Source organism: Celeribacter neptunius, from assembly GCF_900113955.1.
In the GTDB taxonomy this organism is placed as follows: domain Bacteria; phylum Pseudomonadota; class Alphaproteobacteria; order Rhodobacterales; family Rhodobacteraceae; genus Celeribacter; species Celeribacter neptunius.
On the sequence record NZ_FORH01000001.1, the window covers coordinates 409733 to 431392 of the forward strand.

Below are 21660 nucleotides of genomic sequence, written 5' to 3' on the forward strand. Positions count from 1 at the left end.
GCCCAATCGGGCCTGAGCTGCTGCGGTCATCTTTACCCCTTTCGGAGGTTTCCGTCTGGAGCGGAGCTTTGTCCGAGACCTGCAAGCGGTTGCAAACCTGTTAGCGAAGCTTGCCTGCCGGGGCAATCGCTTTGCACGGTTTCGACCCGTTTCGGCCGGGGGCAGGCGGGAAATCACTGTTTATGGGCGGTTTTCTGCCTATTTTGAACGGGATTTTCCGCCCCCGAGGGCTGGCCCGCGACCGCCTGCCGCAGGCAAGGGAAAGGGGGGGCACGGCGCCCTTCGGGAGGCTGGGGCGCTGCGCCCCGGTTTCGCTCCCGGTTCAACTCCAGGCCACCGGCACCTCATCGGCGAGCGGCCAGTAGAAATCCGGCGGCATGCCGGCCTCGGCGCGTTTCTCCTCGTTGAACGGCGGCTTGGTGCCGCCCGGGAAATAGCGCCGCACGAGGCTGTGAAATTCCTCTTTCGGATCGATGCCGTCGCGGCCGCAGAGGAAATTGAACCATTTGGCGCCATAGGCCACATGTCCGACCTCTTCGGCATAGATCACCTCGAGTGCCGAAACCGTCTCAGGGTCCTTGGCGCTCTGGAAGATCTTGATCATGCCGGGGGTGACATCGAGGCCGCGCGCCTCCAGCACCATCGGCACCACGGCCAGGCGCCCCATGATGTCCTCTGCGGTATCCTCGGCGGCGCGCCACATGCCGGCATGGGCCGGCAGATCGCCATAGAACGAGCCCAGAGCCTCCAGCCGGTCACAGACCAGGTTGAAATGCTTGCTCTCCTCATCGGCGGATTTCACCCAGTCGTCGTAAAAGCCCATGGGCATTTTGACATCGGTAAACCGCGCGATGATGTCCCAATGCAGGTCCACCGCATTCAGCTCGATATGGGCGATGGCGTGCAGGATCGCCTTGCGCCCCTCGGGCGAGCCGGGTTTGCGGCGCGGCACGTCGCGCGGGTTCAGGAGTTCGGGGCGCGCCGGGCGGGCGGGCTGCATCGGTGGCGTTGCCGTGCCGATCTCGATCGGCGCGCCCCCTGCGCGGCTGTCGCGCCACAGGGCGGCATAGCGATGCGACAGCGCGGTCTTTTCACGTCCGTCGGCCGTGCGCAGCACGGCCTCCGCCATCCCGGCAAGCGTCAGCTCTGCAGCGGCGTGGCTCATGCCTTGGCAGCCTCCAGCACCTCTGCCGCATGGCCCGCGACTTTCACCTTCGGCCAGACCTGTGCAATCGTCCCGTCTTCGGCGATCAGGAATGTCGCGCGCACGATGCCCATATAGGTCTTGCCGTAGTTCTTCTTTTCCTGCCAGACACCGTAGTCTTCGCAGACCGTGCCCTCGGCATCCGACAAAAGCGGAATGCCGAGATCGTGCTTGGCGCAGAAATTCTCGTGTTTCTTCACGCTGTCCTTGGAAATGCCGAAGACCGCGACACCGGCGGCGGCAAATTCGTCCTTCAGAGCGGTGAAATCCAGCGCCTCGGTGGTGCAACCGGGTGTGTTGTCCTTCGGGTAGAAATACAACACGACTTTCTGACCGCGCAGGTCCGAGAGCGTGACCGTCTCGCCGCCATCGCGCGGCAGGGTGAAATCTGGGGCAGGGGTGCCAATCTCGAGCATCGGGATCTCCTTCTCGTCACGTCTGATCAACGTATTCGTCAGTTGCATCGGCTTTCGGTTTTGTTTTAGGGCGCTTTGCGGCAAGATGAAACCAAACAAACGGACCGAAGACTCCGCGCGCTCCACGACAAGGGCGCGACAAGGGGCTGGCCGGGAAGACCTGAAAAGCTGAGCAGCAAAAGATGAACGCGCCGACGCCAGAGCAAGACAGCCGCGATCCCGCGACCGGGGAGGAGCAGGCTCGCGCGCACCAGAGCTTGCCAGAGAGCCCGTCCGAGAACGAGCCAGAGAGCGCGACCCCGGCGGCGCCTGAGGCCGCCGCGCCGCGCCAGCGCATGAAGACCCATCACCGGATCGGGCTCTGGACGCTGGCGCTGATCCTGTTGCTGGCGCTGTTTTCGGGCATGGCGGCCCTGGCCATCACCGGGCGGGTGATCACCTTCCCGGAGCTGGTGTCGGAGCGGATCGAAGCGCAGATCAACGGCAAGCTCGACGGGCCACGCATTTCCATCGGCGAGATCGATCTTTTCGTCGACCGGCATTTCGTGCCGCGTGTCACCGCCCGCAATGTCGGTCTGATCGATGCATCGGGGGCCGAGATTGCCCGTTTCAACACCTTGCGCGCGGTGCTCTCGAAAGAGGCTCTGAAAGCCTGGCGATTGCAGCCCGACACGCTCCGGCTCTCGGGTGCCCAGATCACCGTGCGGCGCCGTGCGGACGGGTCATTCGCGCTCGATTTCGGCGGCGATCAGAGGCTCGCGGGTTCCGGCGCCGATGTGCTCAAGGCGATTGATCATACTTTTTCCGTCCCTCCGCTCTCCGGCATCACCAAGGTCGAGGCGCGCGAGATCACCATCTCGCTCGAAGATGCCCGCTCGGACCGGATCTGGCAGGCGACCGAGGCCGTAGTCACTCTGAAAAACAGTGCGGATCTGCTTGATATCGCGATGAATTTCGAACTGTTCAACGGTACGGAAAACCTGTCGCAGATCGAGCTGGGCTTTGCCTCGACCAAGGGCTCTCCGGCGACCACGATTTCGCTCAATATGACGGATGCGCCGACCCGGGATTTCGCGCTGCAAAGCCCGGTGCTGTCCTTTCTCTCGGTGGTCGATGCGCCGATCTCGGCGGCGATGCGGGCCGAGATCGATGGCAATGGCCAATTGGCGCAATATACCGGCACGCTGTCGATCGATCCCGGACAGATCGTCGCCGGCGAGGGGGCAAAGCCAATCGCATTCGAAGGGGCGAAAGGCTATTTCGATTACGATCCCGGTCATAATCGCATCACATTCCCGGAGATCAGCCTGGCGACCGATGCGCTGGAGATGAAGGGCCGCGGTCAGGTGCTCCTGGGCGATTTCGAAGGCAGCTGGCCGCAAAGCTACACCGCGCAATGGCAATTTTCCGAATTGCGGGCCGACCCGGAGGGCATGTTTGATGCGCCGGTGCTGTTCGATCAGGCGCTGGTCTCCGCCAAGCTCAGGCTGGCGCCTTTCGCGCTCGAGATCGGTCAGCTCGATCTCAGACAAGGCGACCTCTGGCTGCGCGGCAAGGGCCGGGCGCGCGCCACGGCAGAGGGCTGGGACGCCGGGCTGGATCTCTCGGTGAACGCGTTGAGCAACGATCAGCTGATGGCGCTCTGGCCGCCGGCGGCGGTGACCAAATCGCGGAGCTGGATGGCGACGAATATTTCCGAGGCGACCTATCGCGATCTCGATCTGGCGCTCCGGCTGCATCCCGGTCAGAGCCAACCGGTGCTGGCGCTCGACTGGAGTTTCGACGATCTCGACATGCGCTTCATGAAAACGCAACCGCCGGTGACCGGTGGGCGTGGATACGGGGCGATTTTCGGCAATGCCATGACGGTGAGCCTCACGGGCGGCACGATCACGGCGCCGCAGGGCGGTGATGTCGATGTCACCGGCACGGTGCTGCGTATTCCCGATATCACGCTGAAACCGGCCCGGCTCGAGATCGGCCTGAAGACCGAGTCCTCGATCGAGGCGGGTCTGGCGCTGATGGCGGAAAAGCCCTTTGACGTGCTCAAGGCGGCGAGCTTCGGTGCGGATGTCGCCCGGGGGCGGGCCGCGCTCACCGGCCAGATCGGCTTTCCGCTGATCAAGAAGGTGATGTTCGAGGATGTGAATTTCCTGCTGACCGGCGCGCTGAGTGCGGTCTCTTCGGACCAACTCATGCCGGGGCAGGTGCTCTCTGCCGATCAGCTCCGGCTGACCGTCGATCCGTCCGGTCTTTCGATCGCCGGGGCGGCGAAGATCGGCACCGCGGAAATGTCCGGGCAATGGCGCAAGAATTTCGGCCCGGAGCATCGCGGCATGTCCGATATCACCGGGCGGGCGAAGATCAATCAGGCGCTGTTGGACACGTTCCATATTGCCCTGCCGGATGGCATGCTGGCCGGTGAGGCCACGGGGGCGCTCAGCGTCGCCCTGCGCGCCGGCAAGCCGCCGGCGTTCGATCTGAGCTCCGATCTTACCGGGTTGCGGCTGGCCTTCGCGCCTCTGGGCTGGCGCAAACCGGCGGCGACGCGCGGCGGGCTGATCCTCAGAGGCACTGCAGGGGCGCAGCCCGAGATCACCACATTCGAGATGTCCGGCGCGGGGATGCATGCGCAGGAGGGGCGGCTGAGCCTGACGCCGGGCGGCGCGTTTGACCGGCTCAGCTTTGCCCGGGTGCAGCTCTCGGACTGGCTCGACGTGCCGGTCACACTGATCGGGCAGGGCGCGGGCCAGCCGGTCAAGATCGAGGTGGGGGGCGGAACGCTCGATCTGGCGCGGGCGACATTTGGCGGTTCTGACGGGGGGGCTGATGGTGGCGCGCGGGCCGGGACGGCAGTGCCGCTCGAGGTCCAGCTGGACCGGCTGTCGATCACCGACACGCTCTATCTGAGCGGCTTTTCGGCGCGGCTCTCCGCCGGTTCCGACGGGGTGACCGGATCGTTTGGCGGGCGGTTAAACGGCTCCGGGCCGCTGACCGGCACCATCCGGCCGGGCCCCTTTGGCCCGACCATCTCAGCCAGCTCGGACAGGGCGGGGGACGTGGTCACCGCCTCGGGCGTTTTGCAGAAAGCCAGCGGCGGGGTGCTCAACCTCGCGCTGACGGCGCGGCCGGAGGAGGGTGGCTTTGACGGGCGGGTGATGATCGATGATCTGCGGGTGCTCTCCGCGCCGTCGCTGGCAGAATTGCTTTCGGCCATGTCCGTGGTCGGACTGATCGAACAGATCACCGGCGGCGGTGGCATCCTGTTCAGCCATGTGCAGGGGGATTTCACCCTCAAGCCCGGCCGTCTGACGGTCAAGGGCGGCACGGCCGAAGGCCCGTCTCTTGGCATTACCATGGAAGGGCTCTATGACAGCGCCGCCGGGACGGTGGATATGCAGGGCGTGATCTCGCCGGTCTATTTCATCAACGCGCTGGGACAGGTGGTGTCGCGCCGCGGCGAGGGCTTGTTCGGCGTCACCTATACGCTCACCGGAGCGGCGGATGACCCGTCGGTCGGGGTCAACCCGCTGTCGATCCTGACCCCCGGCGCGCTGCGGGATATTTTCCGCAAGAAGCCGGCGGGCGACCAATAAGGGTGTCGCACAGGCGCCAAACGAGAATGGAACGCAACGCATGAAACTGTCTGATTTCGATTTCGACCTGCCCGAGGCGCTGATTGCGACGCGGCCCGCCAAGCCGCGCTCCTCCGCACGGCTCCTGGTGGCGACGCCATCGCGGATTGTCGACGGGCATGTCACTGATCTTCTGGACTGGTTTCAGCCGGGGGATCGGCTGGTTCTCAATGACACCAAGGTTCTGCCGGCGCGGCTGACCGGCAAACGCGGTCGCGACACGGCGCAGGGCTGGCAGGAAGCCAGGATCGAGGTGACGCTCCTGGAGCCGCTGTCGGTTGCTGGCCAATGGCGCGCCTTGATCAAGCCGTTGAAAAAGATCAGGGAAGGCGAAGAGGTGCGGTTTTCCGACGATCTCTCCGCCAAGCTAATCGCCAAGGAAGACGGCGAAGCCATCGTGGAATTCAACCTCACCGGTGCGGATTTCGACAAGGCATTGGCCGAGGCCGGCTCCATGCCGCTGCCGCCCTATATCGAGGCCAAGCGCAAGGCCGATGCGCAGGACAAGGAAGATTACCAAACCGTCTGGGCCCGCAACATGGGCGCCGTCGCCGCCCCGACCGCGTCCTTGCATTTCGACGCGCCGCTCCTGAAGGCGCTGTCGGAGAAAGGTGTCGAATTCACCTATGTGACGCTGCATGTGGGGGCAGGGACCTTCCTGCCGGTCAAGGTCGACAATGTCGACGAGCACAAGATGCATGCGGAATGGGGCGAGGTCTCCGAAGGTGCCGCGATCGAGATCAACGCCACCAAGCAACGCGGCGGCCGGGTGATCCCGGTGGGCACCACGGCGCTGCGGCTGATCGAGAGCGCAGCGCCGGCGGCGGGCGTGATTGCGCCCTTCCTCGGAGAGACCGACATTTTCATCAAACCGGGCTATGAGTTCCGCATCGCAGACGCGCTGATGACCAATTTCCACCTGCCCAAGAGCACGTTGTTGATGCTGGTCTCAGCCCTGATGGGGCGCGAACGGATGCGCGAGGTCTACGCGCACGCGGTGAGCGAAGGCTATCGCTTCTTCTCTTACGGTGATGCCTCGCTGCTCTTACCGGGAGAGGCCTGACACCCATCTCCCCGGATTGGGCCAGCGGGCCGGATCAGCGGGCCGCAAGCTCCGCCGCGATCTCCCGCGCGGCTGCATCGAGCGCTGCTGCGCTCATGTCGCAGAGATCGACGCTCTTGATCACCTCGGCGCCGTGCCGGGCCCGTGATTTCTCGTAGCGCGGATCGTAATGCAGCGCCATCAGCGCACCCGCGAGATCGACGAAATCACCGCGCCTGGCCATGTCGGACCAGGCGTCGACCCGTTCGTAGCCCTGAAGCGGAATGAGCTGCTGCAACAGCGCTTCGGTCATCGAGAGATCCTCGACCAGATCGGAATAGGCCTCTGAGAGATAGCGGGCGCGACAGCTGAGCTGGGCCGTCACCTCGATCCGTGGGGCGGCACACATGGCTTCCCAGAGCCGCGCCGGCACGCTCACAGAGCCGATGCGAGAGCTTTCCGCTTCGACCAGCACCGGGCGGGCCGGGTCGAGCCGGCTGAGCGCCACGGCCAGACGGCTCTCGAAGCCTTTCTGCGCCGGCTGATCGCCCATGCCGCCAAAAATTGATCCGCGGTGATTGGCCAGCCCTTCGAGGTCGAGCACCTGTGCGCCCCGGGCCGCCGCGCGTTTGAGGATATCGGTCTTGGCCGTGCCGGTGTTGCCGTCGATCAGCACCAGCCGATGCGGCAGGGCCGTGTCATGCAGCATGTCGATGACCATCCGGCGCCAGGACTTGTAGCCGCCGTCGAGCACCTCGACCCGCCAGCCGATCTGCTTGAGGATCACGGCAAAGGAATTCGACCGTTGCCCGCCGCGCCAGCAATAGACCAGAGGCCGCCAGCCGCCTTCCTTGTCGGCCAAAGGCCCCTCGATATGGCTGGCGGCATTGCGCGCCACCAGCGCGGCACCGAGTTTGCGGGCCAGAAACGGCGACTGCTGCGTGTAAATCGTGCCGACCCGGGCGCGTTCCTCGTCATCGAGCACCGGCAGGTTGATCGCCCCGGGCAGGTGATCCTCGGCGAATTCGGAGGGTGCGCGCACGTCGATGATCGTGTCGAAAGGGGCGGAGAGAAGGTCGGAGACCGTGGGGAAAGAGATGCTCATGGCGATAATTTATCCACGGGCGCTGCCAAGGAACAGCGGTTTCTCACACCGCGGGAGATATGCCGCAGCGTGGATCAGGCTCTCAGACCCGCCCAGCAAAATCGCCCTGTGAACTCACCCTGCAAACCCGCCTTGTAAACCCGGCCAGCAAACCCGCTCAGGTCCGATTTTTTGATCATGAAGGATCATAGGCGACAAATGCCGGGAAGAGATCGCCCTCATGAGCCGTGCCCTGAGTAGGCCATCACCCGGGTGCTGTTGATGACCCATGTCCTGATGCCGAAAGTGACGAAGCTGTTACGCAGCCGGCTTTTCGCCAAGTTCACGGGATTGCCTCTGCAGGACGTCGCAGTGTCACCGGCGGCGAAGTCATGCTCGGCGAAAAATCTCGAGGTTTGAGAAAATCTTAGGCCTCACCAAAAATAATCGTTTTTTATTTGACGTATCGTTTTTGAGAGGTAAGCTCCCTGTCACGAGGAGGAGTCGCTTACGGCAAAACCGGCCGAAGCGGTTCGACAGTGGAGGAGACTATTATGAAATACTGGCTTGCCGGTGCCCTTGGTGCTGCGCTTTTGAGTACTTCCGCTTTTGCGGAAGACAAGGTCGTGGAAATGACGTTCTCTCACGATCTTCCCACGCAACACCCGCTGCATTCGCAGGGGTTCCAAGTCTGGGCCGACAGCATCCGTGAGGCGTCGAACGGAACGGTCGATATCAACTTCTTCCCGGCTGGCCAGCTGGGCAAAGCCGAAGACGAATATGACATTGCCAAATTCGGCATTGCCGATTTCGTCTGGGCCAACCCCGGCCATACCCCGGGCCGTTTCCCGATCATGGCTCTGGGTGAATTGCCATTCTTCATCAAATCCGGCCTCGGTGGCACGGAGGCCATGAATGAATGGTATGCCGCGTATAAAGATCAGGAGATGGGCGACGTGAAATTCTGTGTCGTGCATTTGCACGATCCGGGCACGCTGCATTCCCGCGAAGAGATCCGCACCCCCGCCGAGATGAAAGGCAAGACCATTCGCCCCGCCAATGGCACCATCGGCCGTTTGGTGCAGAGCATGGGCGGGTCTTCGGTTCAGGTTGGCCCGTCGGAAGCGCGCGAAGTGCTGGAACGCGGTGCGGCGGACGGGATTACCTTCCCCTGGCGGTCGATCTCGATCTTCGGCATGGATGATGTCGTGCATTATCACCCCGACATGCCGCTCTATGTGACCAATTTCATCATCGCGATGAACAAGGATCGCTACGAGTCCCTGTCGGAGAACCAGCAGCAGGTGATCGACGATCACTGCTCCCCCGAATGGGGGGCCAAGATCGCGTCTGGCTGGGTTGAATTCGATGCCGAAGGGAAACGTCTGTTCCAGGAGAGCCCTGATCACCATGTGCTCGAGCTCACGGATGATGAGCTCCAGCAGTGGAAAGACGCTTCCGCATTCCTCCTCGAGGACTGGAAAGCCAACGTGACCGCGAAAGGTCTCGATGCGGATGCGATCTACGATGCCTTTGTCGAACGGCTCGAAGCTCATGACGCAAAATTCTGATACATCTGTTGGTGGAGCCTTCGGGCTCCGCCGCTTCGCCGTTTGGGTTGAATTCGCAGCCGCCTTCCTGATGGGGCTCGTCACACTGCTCGCCTTTGTTTCGGCCGTCATGCGCTACGCCTTTTCAGCGCCGATCCCGGACAGTCATGACATCGGGCGCCTGGCGCTCGGCGTGGCGATCTTCTGGGGGGTGGCAACGGTGAATTACACCGGAACGCATATTTCCGTCGATCTGCTCTACGAGCTGCTGGGCAAGACCTGGCGACGGGTGATGGATTTCATATCTACCGCGCTGGTGCTGGTGTCCTTTGCCGTGCTGACCGTGATGATGTCGAAGAACGCGCAGGATGTGTTCGCAACGGGCGAGCATTCCTACGATCTGCGTTTTGAAATCTGGCCGGCCTATTGGCTGATGGTGATCGGTGCCGGATTGGCAACGCTGACCACCGCATTGCGGCTCTGGCTCATCATCAAGAACGAAACCCCACATGCGCATGAGGAGCCATCGGCCCTCGTGACCGAAGAATAAGATTAAAGAGGGTAAAATGGACCGGGAAACGGTTATGCTGGTGGGCTTTATCGCCCTGTTCCTCATGATGGCCATCCGCGTGCCGATCGCGATTGCCATGAGCCTTGTCGGCATCGGCGGATTTGCCGCCGTGGTCGGCCCGACGCAGGCGTTGCGCCTCGTCTCGCTCTCGCCCTTGTCGACCGCGACCACCTACCATCTCGGGATGATCCCGATGTTCATCCTGATGGGATCTTTCGCGACACGTTCTGGCATGAGCCACGAACTCTTCCGCGCGGCCGGGGCCTGGCTGGGTCACCGGCGCGGCGGGCTGGCGCTGGCGACCATCGCCTCATGTGCTGGCTTCGCCGCCATCTCCGGGTCCTCCATCGCCACGGCTGCTACGCTGACGAAGGTGGCGTTGCCGGAGATGCGCCGGGTGGGATATTCCGATTCCGTGTCCTCCGGCGTGATCGCGGCCGGCGGCACGGTCGGGATCCTGATCCCGCCCTCCATTGTCTTGGCCGTCTACGGTATCATCACCGAGCAGGACATCGGCAAACTGTTCATTGCCGGTCTGGTGCCCGGCATCCTGGCCGTGGCGCTCTATATGCTGACTGTGACGGCGATTTCCTATCTTCGTCCGCAGGAAATGCCGGTCGGCGAGAAACAGGGCTGGGCGGAGCGGTTCAAATCGCTGCGCGAGGTCTGGGCGATTGCGCTTCTGTTCCTCCTCGTGGTCGGCGGGATCTACGCCGGTGTCGTGACCCCGACCGAAGCGGCGGCGCTGGGCGCGGTCGGGGCCCTGGTCATCGGGCTCGCCCGCAGACGCCTGAGCTGGGAAGATATCAAATATTGCCTGGTCGACAGCCTTCGGATCTCGATCTCGATCTTCTTCGTATTCATCGGCGCATTGCTGTTTTCTTATTTCCTCGCGATCACCCGCGCGCCGCAACAGGTGGCGGAATACCTGACGGCTCTGCCGCTCACGCCGATGATGATCATGGTGCTGATCCTTCTGCTCTATCTGGTGCTGGGCTGTGTGCTCGATTCCATGGCGATGGTGGTGCTGACCGTGCCGATCCTGTTCCCGGTGGTCACCGGTCTCGGTTTCGATCCGATCTGGTTCGGGGTGATGGTGGTCATGGCCATCGAGTTGGGGTTGATCACGCCGCCGATCGGGATGAACGTCTTTGTCATCAATTCGGTCGAACGCAACATCGGGTTGACGACGATTTACCGCGGATTGGTGCCGTTCATCGCCATCGATCTGGTGCGTGTGGCGCTGCTCCTGTTCTTCCCCGGCATCGCGCTGTTCCTGCCGAACATGATGTGAGGTGAACGCCATGAGCAACAATCCCGAAATCGGTAAGACGGTCGAGATCGACGGCATCAAGACCAATTACCATGACATGGGGGAGGGCGCCCCCGTGCTCTTCATCCATGGCTCCGGCCCCGGCGTATCGGCCTGGGCGAATTGGCGGCTGAACATGCCGGTGCTGGCAGAGCGCGGGTCGCGCTGTATCGCCCCCGACATGATGGGTTTCGGCTATACCGATGCGCCCGAGGGGCTGAACTTCAGCCTCGATGGCTGGGTCGCGCACCTGTCCGGGTTCACCCAGGCCCTGGGGCTCGAGCGCTTCTCGATCGTCGGCAATTCCTTTGGCGGGGCGCTGGCGCTGGCCTATGCGATCCGCCACCCCGATCAGATCGACAAGATTGTGCTGATGGGCGCGGTCGGGATCGATTTTCCGATCACCGAAGGGCTCGATCTGGTCTGGGGCTACGAGGCCAGCCTGGACAATATGCGCAAGCTTCTGGGCGTCTTTGCCTATGACACCGGTTTCGTGAATGACGATCTCGCCGAGATGCGCCACCGCGCCACGCTGCGCGACGGCGTGATGGAGAAATTCTCCGCCATGTTCCCGGTCCCGCGTCAGGACAGCGTGCGGATGATGGCCTCGCCGGAGCAGGATATCGCCAGGATCGCCGCGCCTGCGCTGATCATCCACGGGCGAGAGGATCAGGTCATCCCGGTCGAGAATTCGATACGCTTTTTCGAACTCATGCCCAATGCCGAGCTGCACCTGTTCCGAAATTGCGGTCACTGGACCCAGATCGAAAAGACCGAACGTTTCAACGATCTGGTCACCGACTTTCTGATCTGACGCGCCGGCTCCTTCCGCAGGTAGGGAGCAGGTGGATTGGGCGAGGGGCAGGGGGGCGGCATGCTGCCCGGCCCACGCGCAGGACCTCCTGAGCGACGGGCAAATGGGGCATGACCTTCGGGAAAAATGGTGCCCCCACACGGACTCGAACCGCGGACCTACTGATTACAAATCAGTTGCTCTACCAGCTGAGCTATAGGGGCACTCCGGGGTCATTTACGCGTTGGGATGGGTGTGCGCAAGCAATTTTCGCCACGTTCAAGACGGCCGTTCAACTCAGATCCGCGGCATTTTCGGAGCGGGCCATCAGGAGCACGGCGAGGAGGCCGACGGCGATCACCAGAAGGGCTGCCGGCGAGGCCTGTTCGAGATGTTCGAGCGAGGCCTTCTCATAGACCCGGGTCGCCAAGGTGTTGTAATTGAACGGCCGGAGCAGCAGGGTCGCGGGCAATTCCTTGACGCAATCGACGAAGACCAGCAACAGCGCCGTGCCGACCGAGCCGCGGATCAGCGGCACGTAGACGCGGCGCAGGGTGCCGCCGAGCGTTTGTCCCAGCGAGCGCGCCGCCATCGGCAGAGACGGTGCGACACGGCCCATGGCGGCATCGGTCGCGCCCTGGGCGATGGCAAAGAAGCGCACCATATAGGCAAGGATGATCGCCACGGCGGAGCCGGTGAGCAGGAGGCCCGGATCGTGGCCGGTGAGCGCCGCGATCCCATCGGCGAGCCAATGGTCGAGGCCTGCCAGCGGAAACAGGATGCCGATGCCCAAAACGGCGCCGGGGGCGGCATAGCCCAGGGTGGTGAAGGGCAGGATCAGACGCGGCAATCTGCGCCCGGTGAGCCGCACGCCATAGACCATGAACAGGGCTGCCAGCACGGTCAGGACCGCAGCCGTGCCCGCCACGGTCAGCGTGTTGGTGAGCGCGGTCACCAGCCCCGGCGCGAGCCATTGTTCCGGCTCACCGATCGCATGATGGGTGATCACCCCGACCGGCAGGACGAAACCGACCAAGAAGGGCAGGGCACAGAGCGCCATGGCGAGAAGTCCCTGCCAGCCGGTGAGGCGGATTGCCGTCACCGGGCGGGCCTGACGTGCGCCCTGGTAAAAACGGCCGCGGCCGCGCGAACCTTTCTCGAACGCCACGAGGGCAAAGACCACGATCAGCACGACCGAGGCGATCTGCGCCGCACCGCCGGCGTTGCCGCCCTCGAGCCAGGTCGAAAAGATACCGGTGGTCAGGGTCTGGACCGAAAAATAGGAGACCGTGCCGAAATCCGACACGGTCTCCATCATCACGATGGCGGTGCCGGCGGCGATGGCCGGGCGCGCCAAGGGCAGGCCGACACGGAAGAAGCGCGCAAACGGGCCGGCGCCCAATGCCCGCGCGGTCTCATAGACAGAGCCGGATTGCTCGCGAAATGCGGCGCGGGTCAGCAGGAAGACATAGGGGGTGAGGGCGGCGGCCAAGACGATGATCGCGGAGCCCAGAGAGCGGATCTCCGGGAACCAGTAGTCGCGCGCGCTCTGCCAGCCGAACAGCTGCCGCAGCGTGCCTTGCACCGGACCGGCATATTCAAAGAAATCGACCAGCGCATAGGCCCCGACGTAGGCCGGGATCGCCAGGGGCAGGAGCAGCAGCCATTCGAGCGCTTTCGACAGCGGAAAGCGATACATGGTGACAAGCCAGGCCGCGCCGGTGCCGACACAGGCCGCCAGAGCGGCCACGCCGAGCGCCAGAACGGCGGTGCTGCGCAGGTAGCGCGGCAGGGTCGTCGAGATCAGATGCGGCCAGATATTGTCGCTCGGGTGAAAGGCGATCCAGACCACGGCGAGGAGCGGCATCAGCACGATGGCCGCGATCAGCGCGGCGCCGGCCGACCAGGGCGACAGGCGCGCAACACGCGACAGCCCGCGATGGGGCACGGGCGTGGCGGAACATGCCTGTGTCATGGGGGCCTGTGCCGTGGGGGCCTGTACTGTGGCGCCCTGTGTTGTGGCGGATGGTCCGGCAGGTGTCTGAGTCATTTGGTCGGTCATTCTTTCCGCATAGGCGAAATCGGTTTCCCTGTCCAGAAAAGCGCTTATATTGTATGGCAAAGGCAAGCCCCGCATCAGACGGGGTCAAAGCGGTGCTCGGGAATATCCCGATGATCGAAACCGGGACACGGCGCGTTCGGGCAAAAGTGCGGCGCTCCGGATCATGATCGGGTCGGTCGGCGCCGCGGAGCGATTGAGGGATTGAATGAGGCAGGACAGGGCAGAGCCATGATCATTTCCATGCATATCGGCGCGCATGCGACCTATGGTGCGCAGCTGATGCGCGGGCTGTTGAAGAACAAGACCGTGCTCGCCGAACAGGGCGTGGCGATCCCGGCGCCGACACATTACCGCGACCTGTTGCCCAAGGTGATGAAAAAGGTGACGAGCTCGCGCGCCACCCCGGACACCCAGGAAATGCTGCTCGACCAGATGCTCGACATGGATGATTGCAATCGCATGATCCTGAGCTACGAGGACGTGATCTGTATGAACCCGCGGATTTTTGAGAAGACCGAATTCTACAGCAAGGTGAATTTCAAACTGCCCTGGCTGCGCAATGTCTTTGCCGATTATCCGATGGAATTCTTCATCGGTATGCGCAACCCGGCCACCTTCATCCCCGAGACCTTCGGCAATTGCGGCCCGAATATTTCCTACAGCGAGTTTCTCAACGGCATGGATGTCGAGGCGATCCGCTGGTCGGAATTGCTGGGCCGGATCCGGCAGGCCTGTCCGGATGTCGGGATCACCTGTTTCGCCTTCGAGGACACGCCGATCACCTGGGCGCAGATCATGCGCGAGATGGCCGGCGTCGGGCCGATGGTGCCGCTCTCGGGCGGGCTCGATATCCTTGCCACGATCATGAAGCGCGAAGGCATGAAGCGGCTGCGCACCTATCTTCATACCCACCAGCCGCAAAACGAGATGCAGAGGCGCAAGATCCTACAGGCTTTTCTCGACAAATACGTCGATGAAGCAGCTTTGGAAGAGGAGATCGATCTGCCGGGCTGGGACGCGGACCTGGTGGATCGCCTGACCGAGGCTTATGAGGAGGACCTGCTGCGGATCGAGGCGATGGAAGATGTGCATTTCATCGCGCCCTAGGTGAGATCGTCGCGGGAGCGTGGCGAGAGCGTGGCGGGGTGCGGCAGAAACGCGAGGCGCACGGGGCAGGGCGAGGAGGTCGGGCGTGACCCGGGGCCTGACGTGGGCCCGCCGGCCTATTGCGGCAGATGCGCCGCGACCAGATCGTCGAACCCCGAGATCGGATGCGCCTTGACCCAGCGCGCGACGCGGCAGCCGGCATAGGCATAGGAGCTGGCATTGCGCGCGCCTTCGGAATGGCGCCAGTCCGCGGCGGCAAAGGGCAGATCGCCCGATCCCGGATCGCAGCTTTTCGGATCGAGATCGAACCGTGGATCGCGCGACACATAGGTGGCGATGCCCTCGTCGATCCAGGCCGGAAAACCCCGCAGCGCCTTGAGGCCGATCTGACGGTGAAACGCCACATGGGCGAGCTCATGGGCGATGATTTCCGTGTCATGGCCCCGTGGTGTCAGGTAGAACAGGTGCTGGCCATAGGTCATGGCACGCACATCCTTGCCGCCCATCACCCCGTTGCAGGTCTCGGTATAACAGATCAGGATCTTGGGCCGCTCCTGCGGTCCGAAGGCCATGGCAACCCGGGCCTCGGCGCGCACCAGCCGGCGCAGCATGTCCTCGGAGGTGGAGGGACCGGTGAGTTCGGAATAGACGTTCGGCGCGATCTGCTTGAAGCCGAAACAGCCCGGACAGGCGCCGGCGAGGACCGGGGAATAGCCCAGGGCCAGAAGCCCCAGGCCGAAACCCGCAAAAAGCGCGATCAGCGAGACGCCAATCCGGTGACCCCAGCGCCGGGCCATGGCCTCTCAGGACATGCGCTCAGCGCATGCCCAGAGCTTCCTTGTACATGTCGAGAATGGCCTCTTCCTCGGCGATCTCATCGGCGCTCTTCTTGCGCAGGGCGATCAGCTTGCGCATCGCCTTGGTGTCATAGCCGCGCCCCTTGGCCTCGGCCATCACCTCTTTCTGCTGGTCGGCGATGTCTTTTTTCTCCAGCTCAAGCCGCTCGAAACGTTCGACAAACTGGCGCAGCTCATCGGCGGTGACGCGGTAGGAATCGGCGGGGCCGGAATTGTTTTCTTCGTCCATCATCGGGAAACCTTCCTCGGTAATTCTTGCTCTTCTCAAGCCACGATCCCTAGCGGGCGGAGCGCGGCATGGCAAGCCTGAGAGTGCGCGAGTTTCTGCCTCCGGGGGGCGTGGCGGAGCGGCCCCGGGGCGGGTCGGGCGCGATGCGTCGAGACAGCATCCCGGGCGCCATCTCTGGCGCCGCTGTGAGATTTCAGGCCGGGCCGCCGGAATGGGCTGGCGCGGCGTGCGCCCGGTCGCCCGCTTTTCAACAGGGGAAGTCGGGGCGACTGGCGCTTTCTTCTGTCTTCGAATCCCCCTAGGGTCCCGGCCATGCGCTCTGTACTCTCGTCTTCCTCGCCGCTTCTTCTGGGCATCATGTTGTTGATGATCGGCAACGGTCTTCAGGGCACGCTTCTCGGTGTGCGCGGTGTCGCCGAAGGCTTTTCCACCTGGCAGATCTCCATCGTCATGTCCGGCTATTTCGCGGGGTTTCTGGGCGGGTCCCAGGCCGCCCCGCTGCTCATTCGCCGGGTCGGCCATGTGCGGGTCTTTGCGGCCCTGGCCTCGTTCATCTCGGCGGCGCTGATCCTGTTTCCGGTGGTCACCGACCCCTGGGTCTGGACCGCGCTTCGGGTGATGCTCGGGTTCTGTTTCTCGGGCGTTTATGTGACGGCGGAAAGCTGGCTCAACAATTCCACCACCAATGAGATGCGCGGCAAGGTGCTCTCGGCCTATATGCTGGTGCAGACCGTCGGGATCATCGTGGCGCAATGGATCCTGTCGCAGGGCGACCCGTCGGGTTATGTGTTGTTCATCATCCCCTCGGTGCTGGTGTCGGTGTCCTTCGCCCCGATCCTGCTGTCGATCTCGCCGACGCCGGCGTTTGACACGTCAAAACCGCTGAGCCTCGTGGCGCTTTTCCGGATCTCGCCCCTGGGCTGTATTGGCATGTTCCTGATGGGCGGGGTCTTTGCCTCGCAAATGGCCATGGCTGCGGTCTATGGCGGGCAGGCGGGGTTCTCTCTCGGCCAGATCTCTGCCTTTGTTGCCGCGATCTATGTCGGCGCTCTGGTGTTCCAATTGCCGATCGGGTGGATTTCCGATCATTCCGACCGGCGTCTGGTGATCCTCGGTGCCGCCGGCGTCGGCGCTCTGGCCTGTCTTCTCGGCACGATGTTCGCCCAGAATTACCTTTTGGTGCTGAGCGCCGGATTCGTTGCCGGCGGCATGGCCAGCCCGCTCTATTCTCTGCTCATCGCCCATACCAACGACTATCTCGATCCCGAAGACATGGCCGCCTCCTCGGGCGGGCTGATCTTCATCAACGGTGTCGGCGCCGTCGGTGGCCCGCTGATCGCCGGTTGGCTGATGGGGGTGACGGGGGCGCGTGGCTATTGGCTGTTTCAGGTCTTCCTGCTGGGTGGGGTGGCGCTCTATGCGCTCTGGCGGATGACCCGGCGTGCCGCGATCTCGGTCGAGGATACCGCCTCTTATGTCGCCGTGATGCCGTCCTCCACCCCGGTGGCGGCCGAGGTGGCGCAGGAAGTGGCGATCGAAATGGCCGAGGAAGAGGCACAGGACGCCGCAAGTCAGGAGGGCTGACACGCGGAATATGACGGAAAACCCGGTAGAATGACCGGTTTTTCATCCGATTTTCACCTGCGATGTGTTGAATATGAGCAATAAATGAAAAATATTGCAGCTTGTCGAATAATTAACTTGCGTGGCGGACTTTGATTTGTGACGTTTCTGTAAAGTTCTGCCGTCAAGAGGAGCATTGAGAGATGGCGCACAGCAACACGGTCCCGGAGACAAACGCGGAGAAGACGCCGGAGGAGATTCTGAGCTTCTGGCTCGACGAGCTGAGCCCGTCGCAATGGTATGTGGCGGATGAGGCGCTCGATCAGCGTATTCGCGATGAATTCCTGACGACCTGGGAAAGGGCACAGGAGGGGGCCTATTCGCTCTGGCTGACCTATCCGACCGGGGCGCTCGCTTATATCATCCTCATGGATCAGATGCCGCGCAACATGTTCCGTGGCGAAGGCCGGGCCTTTGCCTCCGATCTGGCGGCGCTCTCGGCGGCCAAGGCGGCGGTCGACAAGGGCTGGGATCTGCGCATCGATGCACCGGCGCGGCAGTTCTTCTACCTGCCGATGATGCATTCCGAGAATCTCTACGATCAGGAGCGCTGTGTGCGGCTGATGTTCGAGCGCCTCAAAGGCGCCGACAACAACCTCTTGCACGCGCGCGCGCATCGCGAAGTGATCCGCCTGTTCGGGCGTTTTCCCTATCGCAATGATGCGCTCGCCCGGGCCACAACCGGGCACGAAGCCGACTTTCTCAGCGGCGGCGGCTATGCCTCCGTGCTGAAGGAAATGCAGGCTGTGGCCGCCTGACGGCTGTGCAATCTGCATCTAAGGGATTGTAATCCCGCCTGAAAACCGAGTGCCATGCATCCCGCGCGCGAGCTATGCGCCTGGCGGGATGCAGCCTTTCGCCCTTTGGGTGCGGCGGATCGTTGCTCAGTTTTTCCAGATAGTTTAGTATCAAACTAAAGTGTTTTGCCGATCTCGACCGAGATCGCGGAACGTCAGTTTTCCAGACGCGTTGACGGCGCGCTGCACCGTCCCATCATTGGGAGGAGCGCGCTGGCAGCGTTTCACTTTGGTTTCGGGAGGACCCTTGATGTCTGATACTCAATTCGATCTTGTTGTGATCGGTGCTGGCCCTGGCGGGTATGTTGCGGCGATCCGGGCGTCTCAGCTGGGGCTGAAGGTGGCCTGTGTCGAGCGCGAACACCTGGGCGGGATCTGTCTCAACTGGGGCTGCATTCCGACCAAGGCGCTGCTGCGTTCCTCTGAGATCTTCCATCAGATGCATCGCGCCAAGGAATTCGGGCTCTCCGCCGAAAAGATCGATTTCGATCTCGACGCCATCGTCAAACGCTCGCGCGGCGTGGCGGCGCAGATGAACGGCGGCATCAAGGGCCTGTTCAAGAAGAACAAGGTCACGTCGATCATGGGCGAGGCCAAGCTGGCCGGCAAGGGCAAGGTCGAGGTCAAGACTGACAAGGGCACCGAGGTGCTCACCGCCAAAAACATCATCGTCGCCACCGGCGCGCGGGCGCGGGAATTGCCGGGGCTCGAGGCCGATGGCGATCTGGTGTGGACCTATCGCCACGCGCTGGCGCCGGTTCGGATGCCGAAGAAACTTCTGGTCATCGGATCGGGCGCGATCGGCATCGAATTCGCGAGCTTCTACAATACTTTGGGCGCCGATACGACCGTGGTCGAGGTGATGGACCGGGTGCTGCCGGTGGAGGACAAGGACATCTCCGCCTTCGCCAAGAAACAGTTCGAAAAGCAGGGGATGAAGATCCTGCAAAAGGCCATGGTCAAACAGCTCGACCGCACCCCGGGCAAGGGCGTCGTGGCGCATATCGAGATGGGCGGCAAGACCGAGACGATGGAATTCGACACGGTGATTTCCGCCGTCGGCATCGTCGGCAATGTCGAAGGGCTCGGGCTCGAGGAGGCGGGCGTGAAACTCGACCGCACGCATGTGGTGACCGACGAATATTGCCGCACCGGCGTGGATGGCCTGTTTGCCATCGGCGACATCGCCGGCGCGCCCTGGCTGGCGCATAAGGCCTCGCATGAGGGCGTGATGGTGGCGGAGCTGATCGCCGGTCAGAAGCCGCATCCGATCAAGCCCAATTCCATCGCCGGCTGCACCTATTGCCAGCCCCAGGTGGCCTCTGTGGGCCTCACCGAGGAGAAGGCACGCGAGGCGGGCTTTGAGATCAAGGTCGGCAAATTTCCCTTTATCGGCAATGGCAAGGCCGTCGCCCTGGGCGAGGCCGAAGGGCTGGTGAAAACCGTATTCGACGCCAAGACCGGCGAGCTTCTGGGCGCGCATATGGTCGGTGCGGAGGTGACCGAACTGATCCAGGGCTACGTGATCTCGCGCCAGCTCGAGACCACGGAAGAGGACCTGATGGAGACCGTCTTCCCGCATCCGACCCTGTCGGAAATGATGCACGAGGCGGTGCTCGCCGCCTACGGTCGCGCGCTCCATATCTGAGGCGAGTCTCGTGAAGTTCTGGGAAAGGCCGCCGAGAGGGTGGCCTTTTCCGTGTCGGGATGTGGCATGCCACCTATCAAGGCCGCCTATCAAGCAAGGCCGCCTATCGATCCCTGAAATCTGTGTGAGCTGACATATCAATATGTGTGATGACTGCTATAAAACGCGAGGCTCTTGTGCGGAAATGAAGGTCATGTATTTTGACCGACATGACTGATTGGGATTCTCTGAGATATATTCTGGCCGTAGCGCGCGAGGGCGGGCTCTCCGGCGCTGCGCGGGTGCTGGGTGTCAACCATGCCACCGTGTCGCGACAATTGGCCAAGGCCGAAGATGCCGCCGGCGTGCGTTTCTTCACCCGTCTCGCGTCGGGCCTGCAACCGACCGAGGCCGGGCAGGTGGCGATCGCCCATGCCGAAGAGGTCGAAGCCCGGATGGTGGCTTTGGACATGGCGCTCGCCGCGCGTGACGAGACCGAGGAAGGTGAGCTGAAGATCACCATCCCGCCGCTTCTGGCCGACGATCATTTCGCCGAGGACATCAAGGAGTTCAAATCCCTGCACCCGGGGATCGATATCCAGCTCCTGGGCGCGACCGAGGTCTTGAACCTGCACCGTCGCGAGGCCGATGTCGCCATTCGCGTCACCCAGTCGCCGGAGGAGAGTCTCTGGGGGCGGATGGTGACGCCGCAACGTGCCGGCTGGTTCGCCACGCCGGAATTCGTCGAGCGTTACCGTGAGGTGCTCGAAGGCCGCGACAATGAGACGGCGCTGCCCTATATCGCCTTTTCGACCTGGTTCACCGCCACGCCCGCCGGGCTGTTCTCGGAATTGCCGCCGTGCCGCGCGGCGATCAAGACCGACGATATGGTCTCCGCCATGGCTCTGGCACGGCAAGGGGTTGGCATGGTGCGCAGCTCGCATCTGTTGGGCAGCTCCGATCCGGCGCTGGTGCGGGTGCCGGGGATCGCGCTGGCCGATCATATCCCGATCTGGGTGCTGACCCATCCGGACCTGCGCCATGTGCCGCGGGTGACGGAGTTCATGCGCTTCATCGCCGGGCGGTTCACCGCGCGCCGGTCGCTCTATATGGGGCCGGACAAGAGCTCGGCCAATACCGCGACGCGGGCCGACGGGGCCAAGCTCGAAGGCACGGTGACCCAAGTCGCCGAATAGAGGCCGCCGCATGAGTGCCGCTGAATAAGATCCGTCGCGTGAAGTTTAGTCACAGCATGAAAAAAAGCGGCCTCTCGGGGCCGCTTTTGTCGTCTCGGTCGTGAGCGGGGGCTCACACGTTGTGCAGCTCACCGCCACCCGACACCCAATTGTGCAACCCGCCGAGGTTCTGGACATCTTCATGGCCCAGACGCTTCAACAGGTTCACCCCGCCGGCGGAACGCGCACCGGAGGCACAGAACAGCACTTTCGTGGTCTTGGTGTCCTTGAATTCCGGCAGGCAGGAGGGCGATTTCGGATCGCATTTCGCCTGCAGCTCCTGCAGCGGCACATGCAGCGCGCCCTTGGCCGTGCCTGACATGTGCAATTCCATCTTGTCGCGCACGTCGACCAGCACCAGAGTGCCCTTGGCCAGCCCGGCCTTTACGTCCTCGACGGAGATTTTCGGGCCGCCCCCAAACAATCCAAACATGTCAGTTCACCTTCGCAGTCTTGGTTCGATATGCCGATCTACATGATGCCGCGGTGCAGAGTCTGTGATGAAATCACCAAAAA

The 21660-nt window shown here is 63.0% G+C and carries 18 protein-coding genes and 1 tRNA gene; 11 read left to right on the forward strand and 8 right to left on the reverse strand.

Annotated elements, in window-relative coordinates:
• Window positions 1-322: 322 nt before the first annotated feature.
• Together BM151_RS02095 and bcp are read right to left on the reverse strand one after the other, a co-directional pair.
• Window positions 323-1165: a ferritin-like domain-containing protein gene (locus tag BM151_RS02095; RefSeq protein ID WP_090056514.1), complete on the reverse strand. Its 843-nt coding sequence runs from the start codon at window positions 1163-1165 to the stop codon at window positions 323-325.
• Window positions 1162-1620, reverse strand: coding sequence for a thioredoxin-dependent thiol peroxidase (gene bcp / locus BM151_RS02100; protein WP_090059112.1), 459 nt, complete (start codon window positions 1618-1620; stop codon window positions 1162-1164). Before bcp ends, BM151_RS02095 begins: the two co-directional genes overlap by 4 nt.
• Before the next feature lie 182 nt (window positions 1621-1802).
• On the opposite strand from bcp, the gene BM151_RS02105 reads away from it, so the two are divergent.
• Complete coding sequence (locus BM151_RS02105) at window positions 1803-5216, forward strand: YhdP family protein (RefSeq protein WP_090056518.1); 3414 nt, start codon at window positions 1803-1805, stop codon at window positions 5214-5216.
• A 40-nt stretch (window positions 5217-5256) separates the two neighbouring features.
• Window positions 5257-6318: a tRNA preQ1(34) S-adenosylmethionine ribosyltransferase-isomerase QueA gene (gene queA / locus BM151_RS02110; RefSeq protein ID WP_090056522.1), complete on the forward strand. Its 1062-nt coding sequence runs from the start codon at window positions 5257-5259 to the stop codon at window positions 6316-6318.
• A gap of 34 nt (window positions 6319-6352) precedes the next feature.
• Here the strand turns inward: queA and mnmH are convergent, their stop codons facing one another.
• Window positions 6353-7402: a tRNA 2-selenouridine(34) synthase MnmH gene (gene mnmH / locus BM151_RS02115; RefSeq protein ID WP_090056526.1), complete on the reverse strand. Its 1050-nt coding sequence runs from the start codon at window positions 7400-7402 to the stop codon at window positions 6353-6355.
• Window positions 7403-7935: 533 nt separating this feature from the next.
• Between mnmH and BM151_RS02120 the strand changes: the two genes are divergently transcribed.
• Genes BM151_RS02120 through BM151_RS02135 form a run of 4 tightly spaced genes read left to right on the forward strand, consistent with a single transcriptional unit; the run spans window position 7936 to window position 11628 of the window.
• Window positions 7936-8952: a TRAP transporter substrate-binding protein gene (locus tag BM151_RS02120; RefSeq protein ID WP_090056529.1), complete on the forward strand. Its 1017-nt coding sequence runs from the start codon at window positions 7936-7938 to the stop codon at window positions 8950-8952.
• Window positions 8936-9481, forward strand: coding sequence for a TRAP transporter small permease (locus BM151_RS02125; RefSeq protein WP_177212997.1), 546 nt, complete (start codon window positions 8936-8938; stop codon window positions 9479-9481). Before BM151_RS02120 ends, BM151_RS02125 begins: the two co-directional genes overlap by 17 nt.
• 16 nt (window positions 9482-9497) lie before the next feature.
• Complete coding sequence (locus tag BM151_RS02130; RefSeq protein WP_090056534.1) at window positions 9498-10796, forward strand: TRAP transporter large permease; 1299 nt, start codon at window positions 9498-9500, stop codon at window positions 10794-10796.
• Between the two features lie 10 nt (window positions 10797-10806).
• Complete coding sequence (locus BM151_RS02135) at window positions 10807-11628, forward strand: alpha/beta fold hydrolase (protein ID WP_090056538.1); 822 nt, start codon at window positions 10807-10809, stop codon at window positions 11626-11628.
• Window positions 11629-11755: 127 nt separating this feature from the next.
• On the opposite strand, the gene BM151_RS02140 is transcribed toward BM151_RS02135, so the two are convergent.
• Both BM151_RS02140 and BM151_RS02145 read right to left on the reverse strand, forming a co-directional pair.
• Window positions 11756-11831: transfer RNA gene (locus tag BM151_RS02140), tRNA-Thr, on the reverse strand.
• Window positions 11832-11899: 68 nt separating this feature from the next.
• Window positions 11900-13582, reverse strand: coding sequence for an ABC transporter permease (locus tag BM151_RS02145; RefSeq protein WP_090056541.1), 1683 nt, complete (start codon window positions 13580-13582; stop codon window positions 11900-11902).
• A gap of 315 nt (window positions 13583-13897) precedes the next feature.
• On the opposite strand from BM151_RS02145, the gene BM151_RS02150 reads away from it, so the two are divergent.
• Window positions 13898-14776 (forward strand): hypothetical protein, encoded by an 879-nt coding sequence (locus tag BM151_RS02150; protein ID WP_090056545.1) that lies wholly within the window; start codon window positions 13898-13900, stop codon window positions 14774-14776.
• Between the two features lie 116 nt (window positions 14777-14892).
• On the opposite strand, the gene BM151_RS02155 is transcribed toward BM151_RS02150, so the two are convergent.
• Window positions 14893-15573 carry an eCIS core domain-containing protein gene (locus tag BM151_RS02155; protein WP_090056548.1) on the reverse strand — a complete coding sequence of 227 codons (681 nt, stop codon included), beginning with the start codon at window positions 15571-15573 and terminating at the stop codon, window positions 14893-14895.
• A gap of 19 nt (window positions 15574-15592) precedes the next feature.
• On the reverse strand, window positions 15593-15865 hold the full coding sequence (locus BM151_RS02160; RefSeq protein ID WP_090056552.1) for a DUF2312 domain-containing protein: 273 nt from the start codon (window positions 15863-15865) through the stop codon (window positions 15593-15595).
• A 309-nt stretch (window positions 15866-16174) separates the two neighbouring features.
• On the opposite strand from BM151_RS02160, the gene BM151_RS02165 reads away from it, so the two are divergent.
• The 4 genes from BM151_RS02165 to BM151_RS02180 all read left to right on the forward strand — a co-directional run bounded on the left by BM151_RS02165 (window position 16175) and on the right by BM151_RS02180 (window position 21105).
• Window positions 16175-17446: an MFS transporter gene (locus BM151_RS02165; protein ID WP_090056556.1), complete on the forward strand. Its 1272-nt coding sequence runs from the start codon at window positions 16175-16177 to the stop codon at window positions 17444-17446.
• A 182-nt stretch (window positions 17447-17628) separates the two neighbouring features.
• Window positions 17629-18243, forward strand: a complete 615-nt coding sequence (locus BM151_RS02170) for a DUF924 family protein (protein WP_090056560.1) — start codon at window positions 17629-17631, stop codon at window positions 18241-18243.
• A 289-nt stretch (window positions 18244-18532) separates the two neighbouring features.
• Window positions 18533-19930 (forward strand): dihydrolipoyl dehydrogenase, encoded by a 1398-nt coding sequence (gene lpdA / locus BM151_RS02175; protein WP_090056564.1) that lies wholly within the window; start codon window positions 18533-18535, stop codon window positions 19928-19930.
• Between the two features lie 209 nt (window positions 19931-20139).
• A complete protein-coding gene (locus BM151_RS02180) occupies window positions 20140-21105 on the forward strand; it encodes a LysR family transcriptional regulator (protein WP_090056567.1) in 966 nt (321 codons plus the stop codon).
• Between the two features lie 112 nt (window positions 21106-21217).
• Here BM151_RS02180 and BM151_RS02185 read toward each other — a convergent pair whose 3' ends face one another.
• Window positions 21218-21577 (reverse strand): rhodanese-like domain-containing protein, encoded by a 360-nt coding sequence (locus BM151_RS02185; protein WP_090056571.1) that lies wholly within the window; start codon window positions 21575-21577, stop codon window positions 21218-21220.
• Window positions 21578-21660 lie beyond the last annotated feature (83 nt).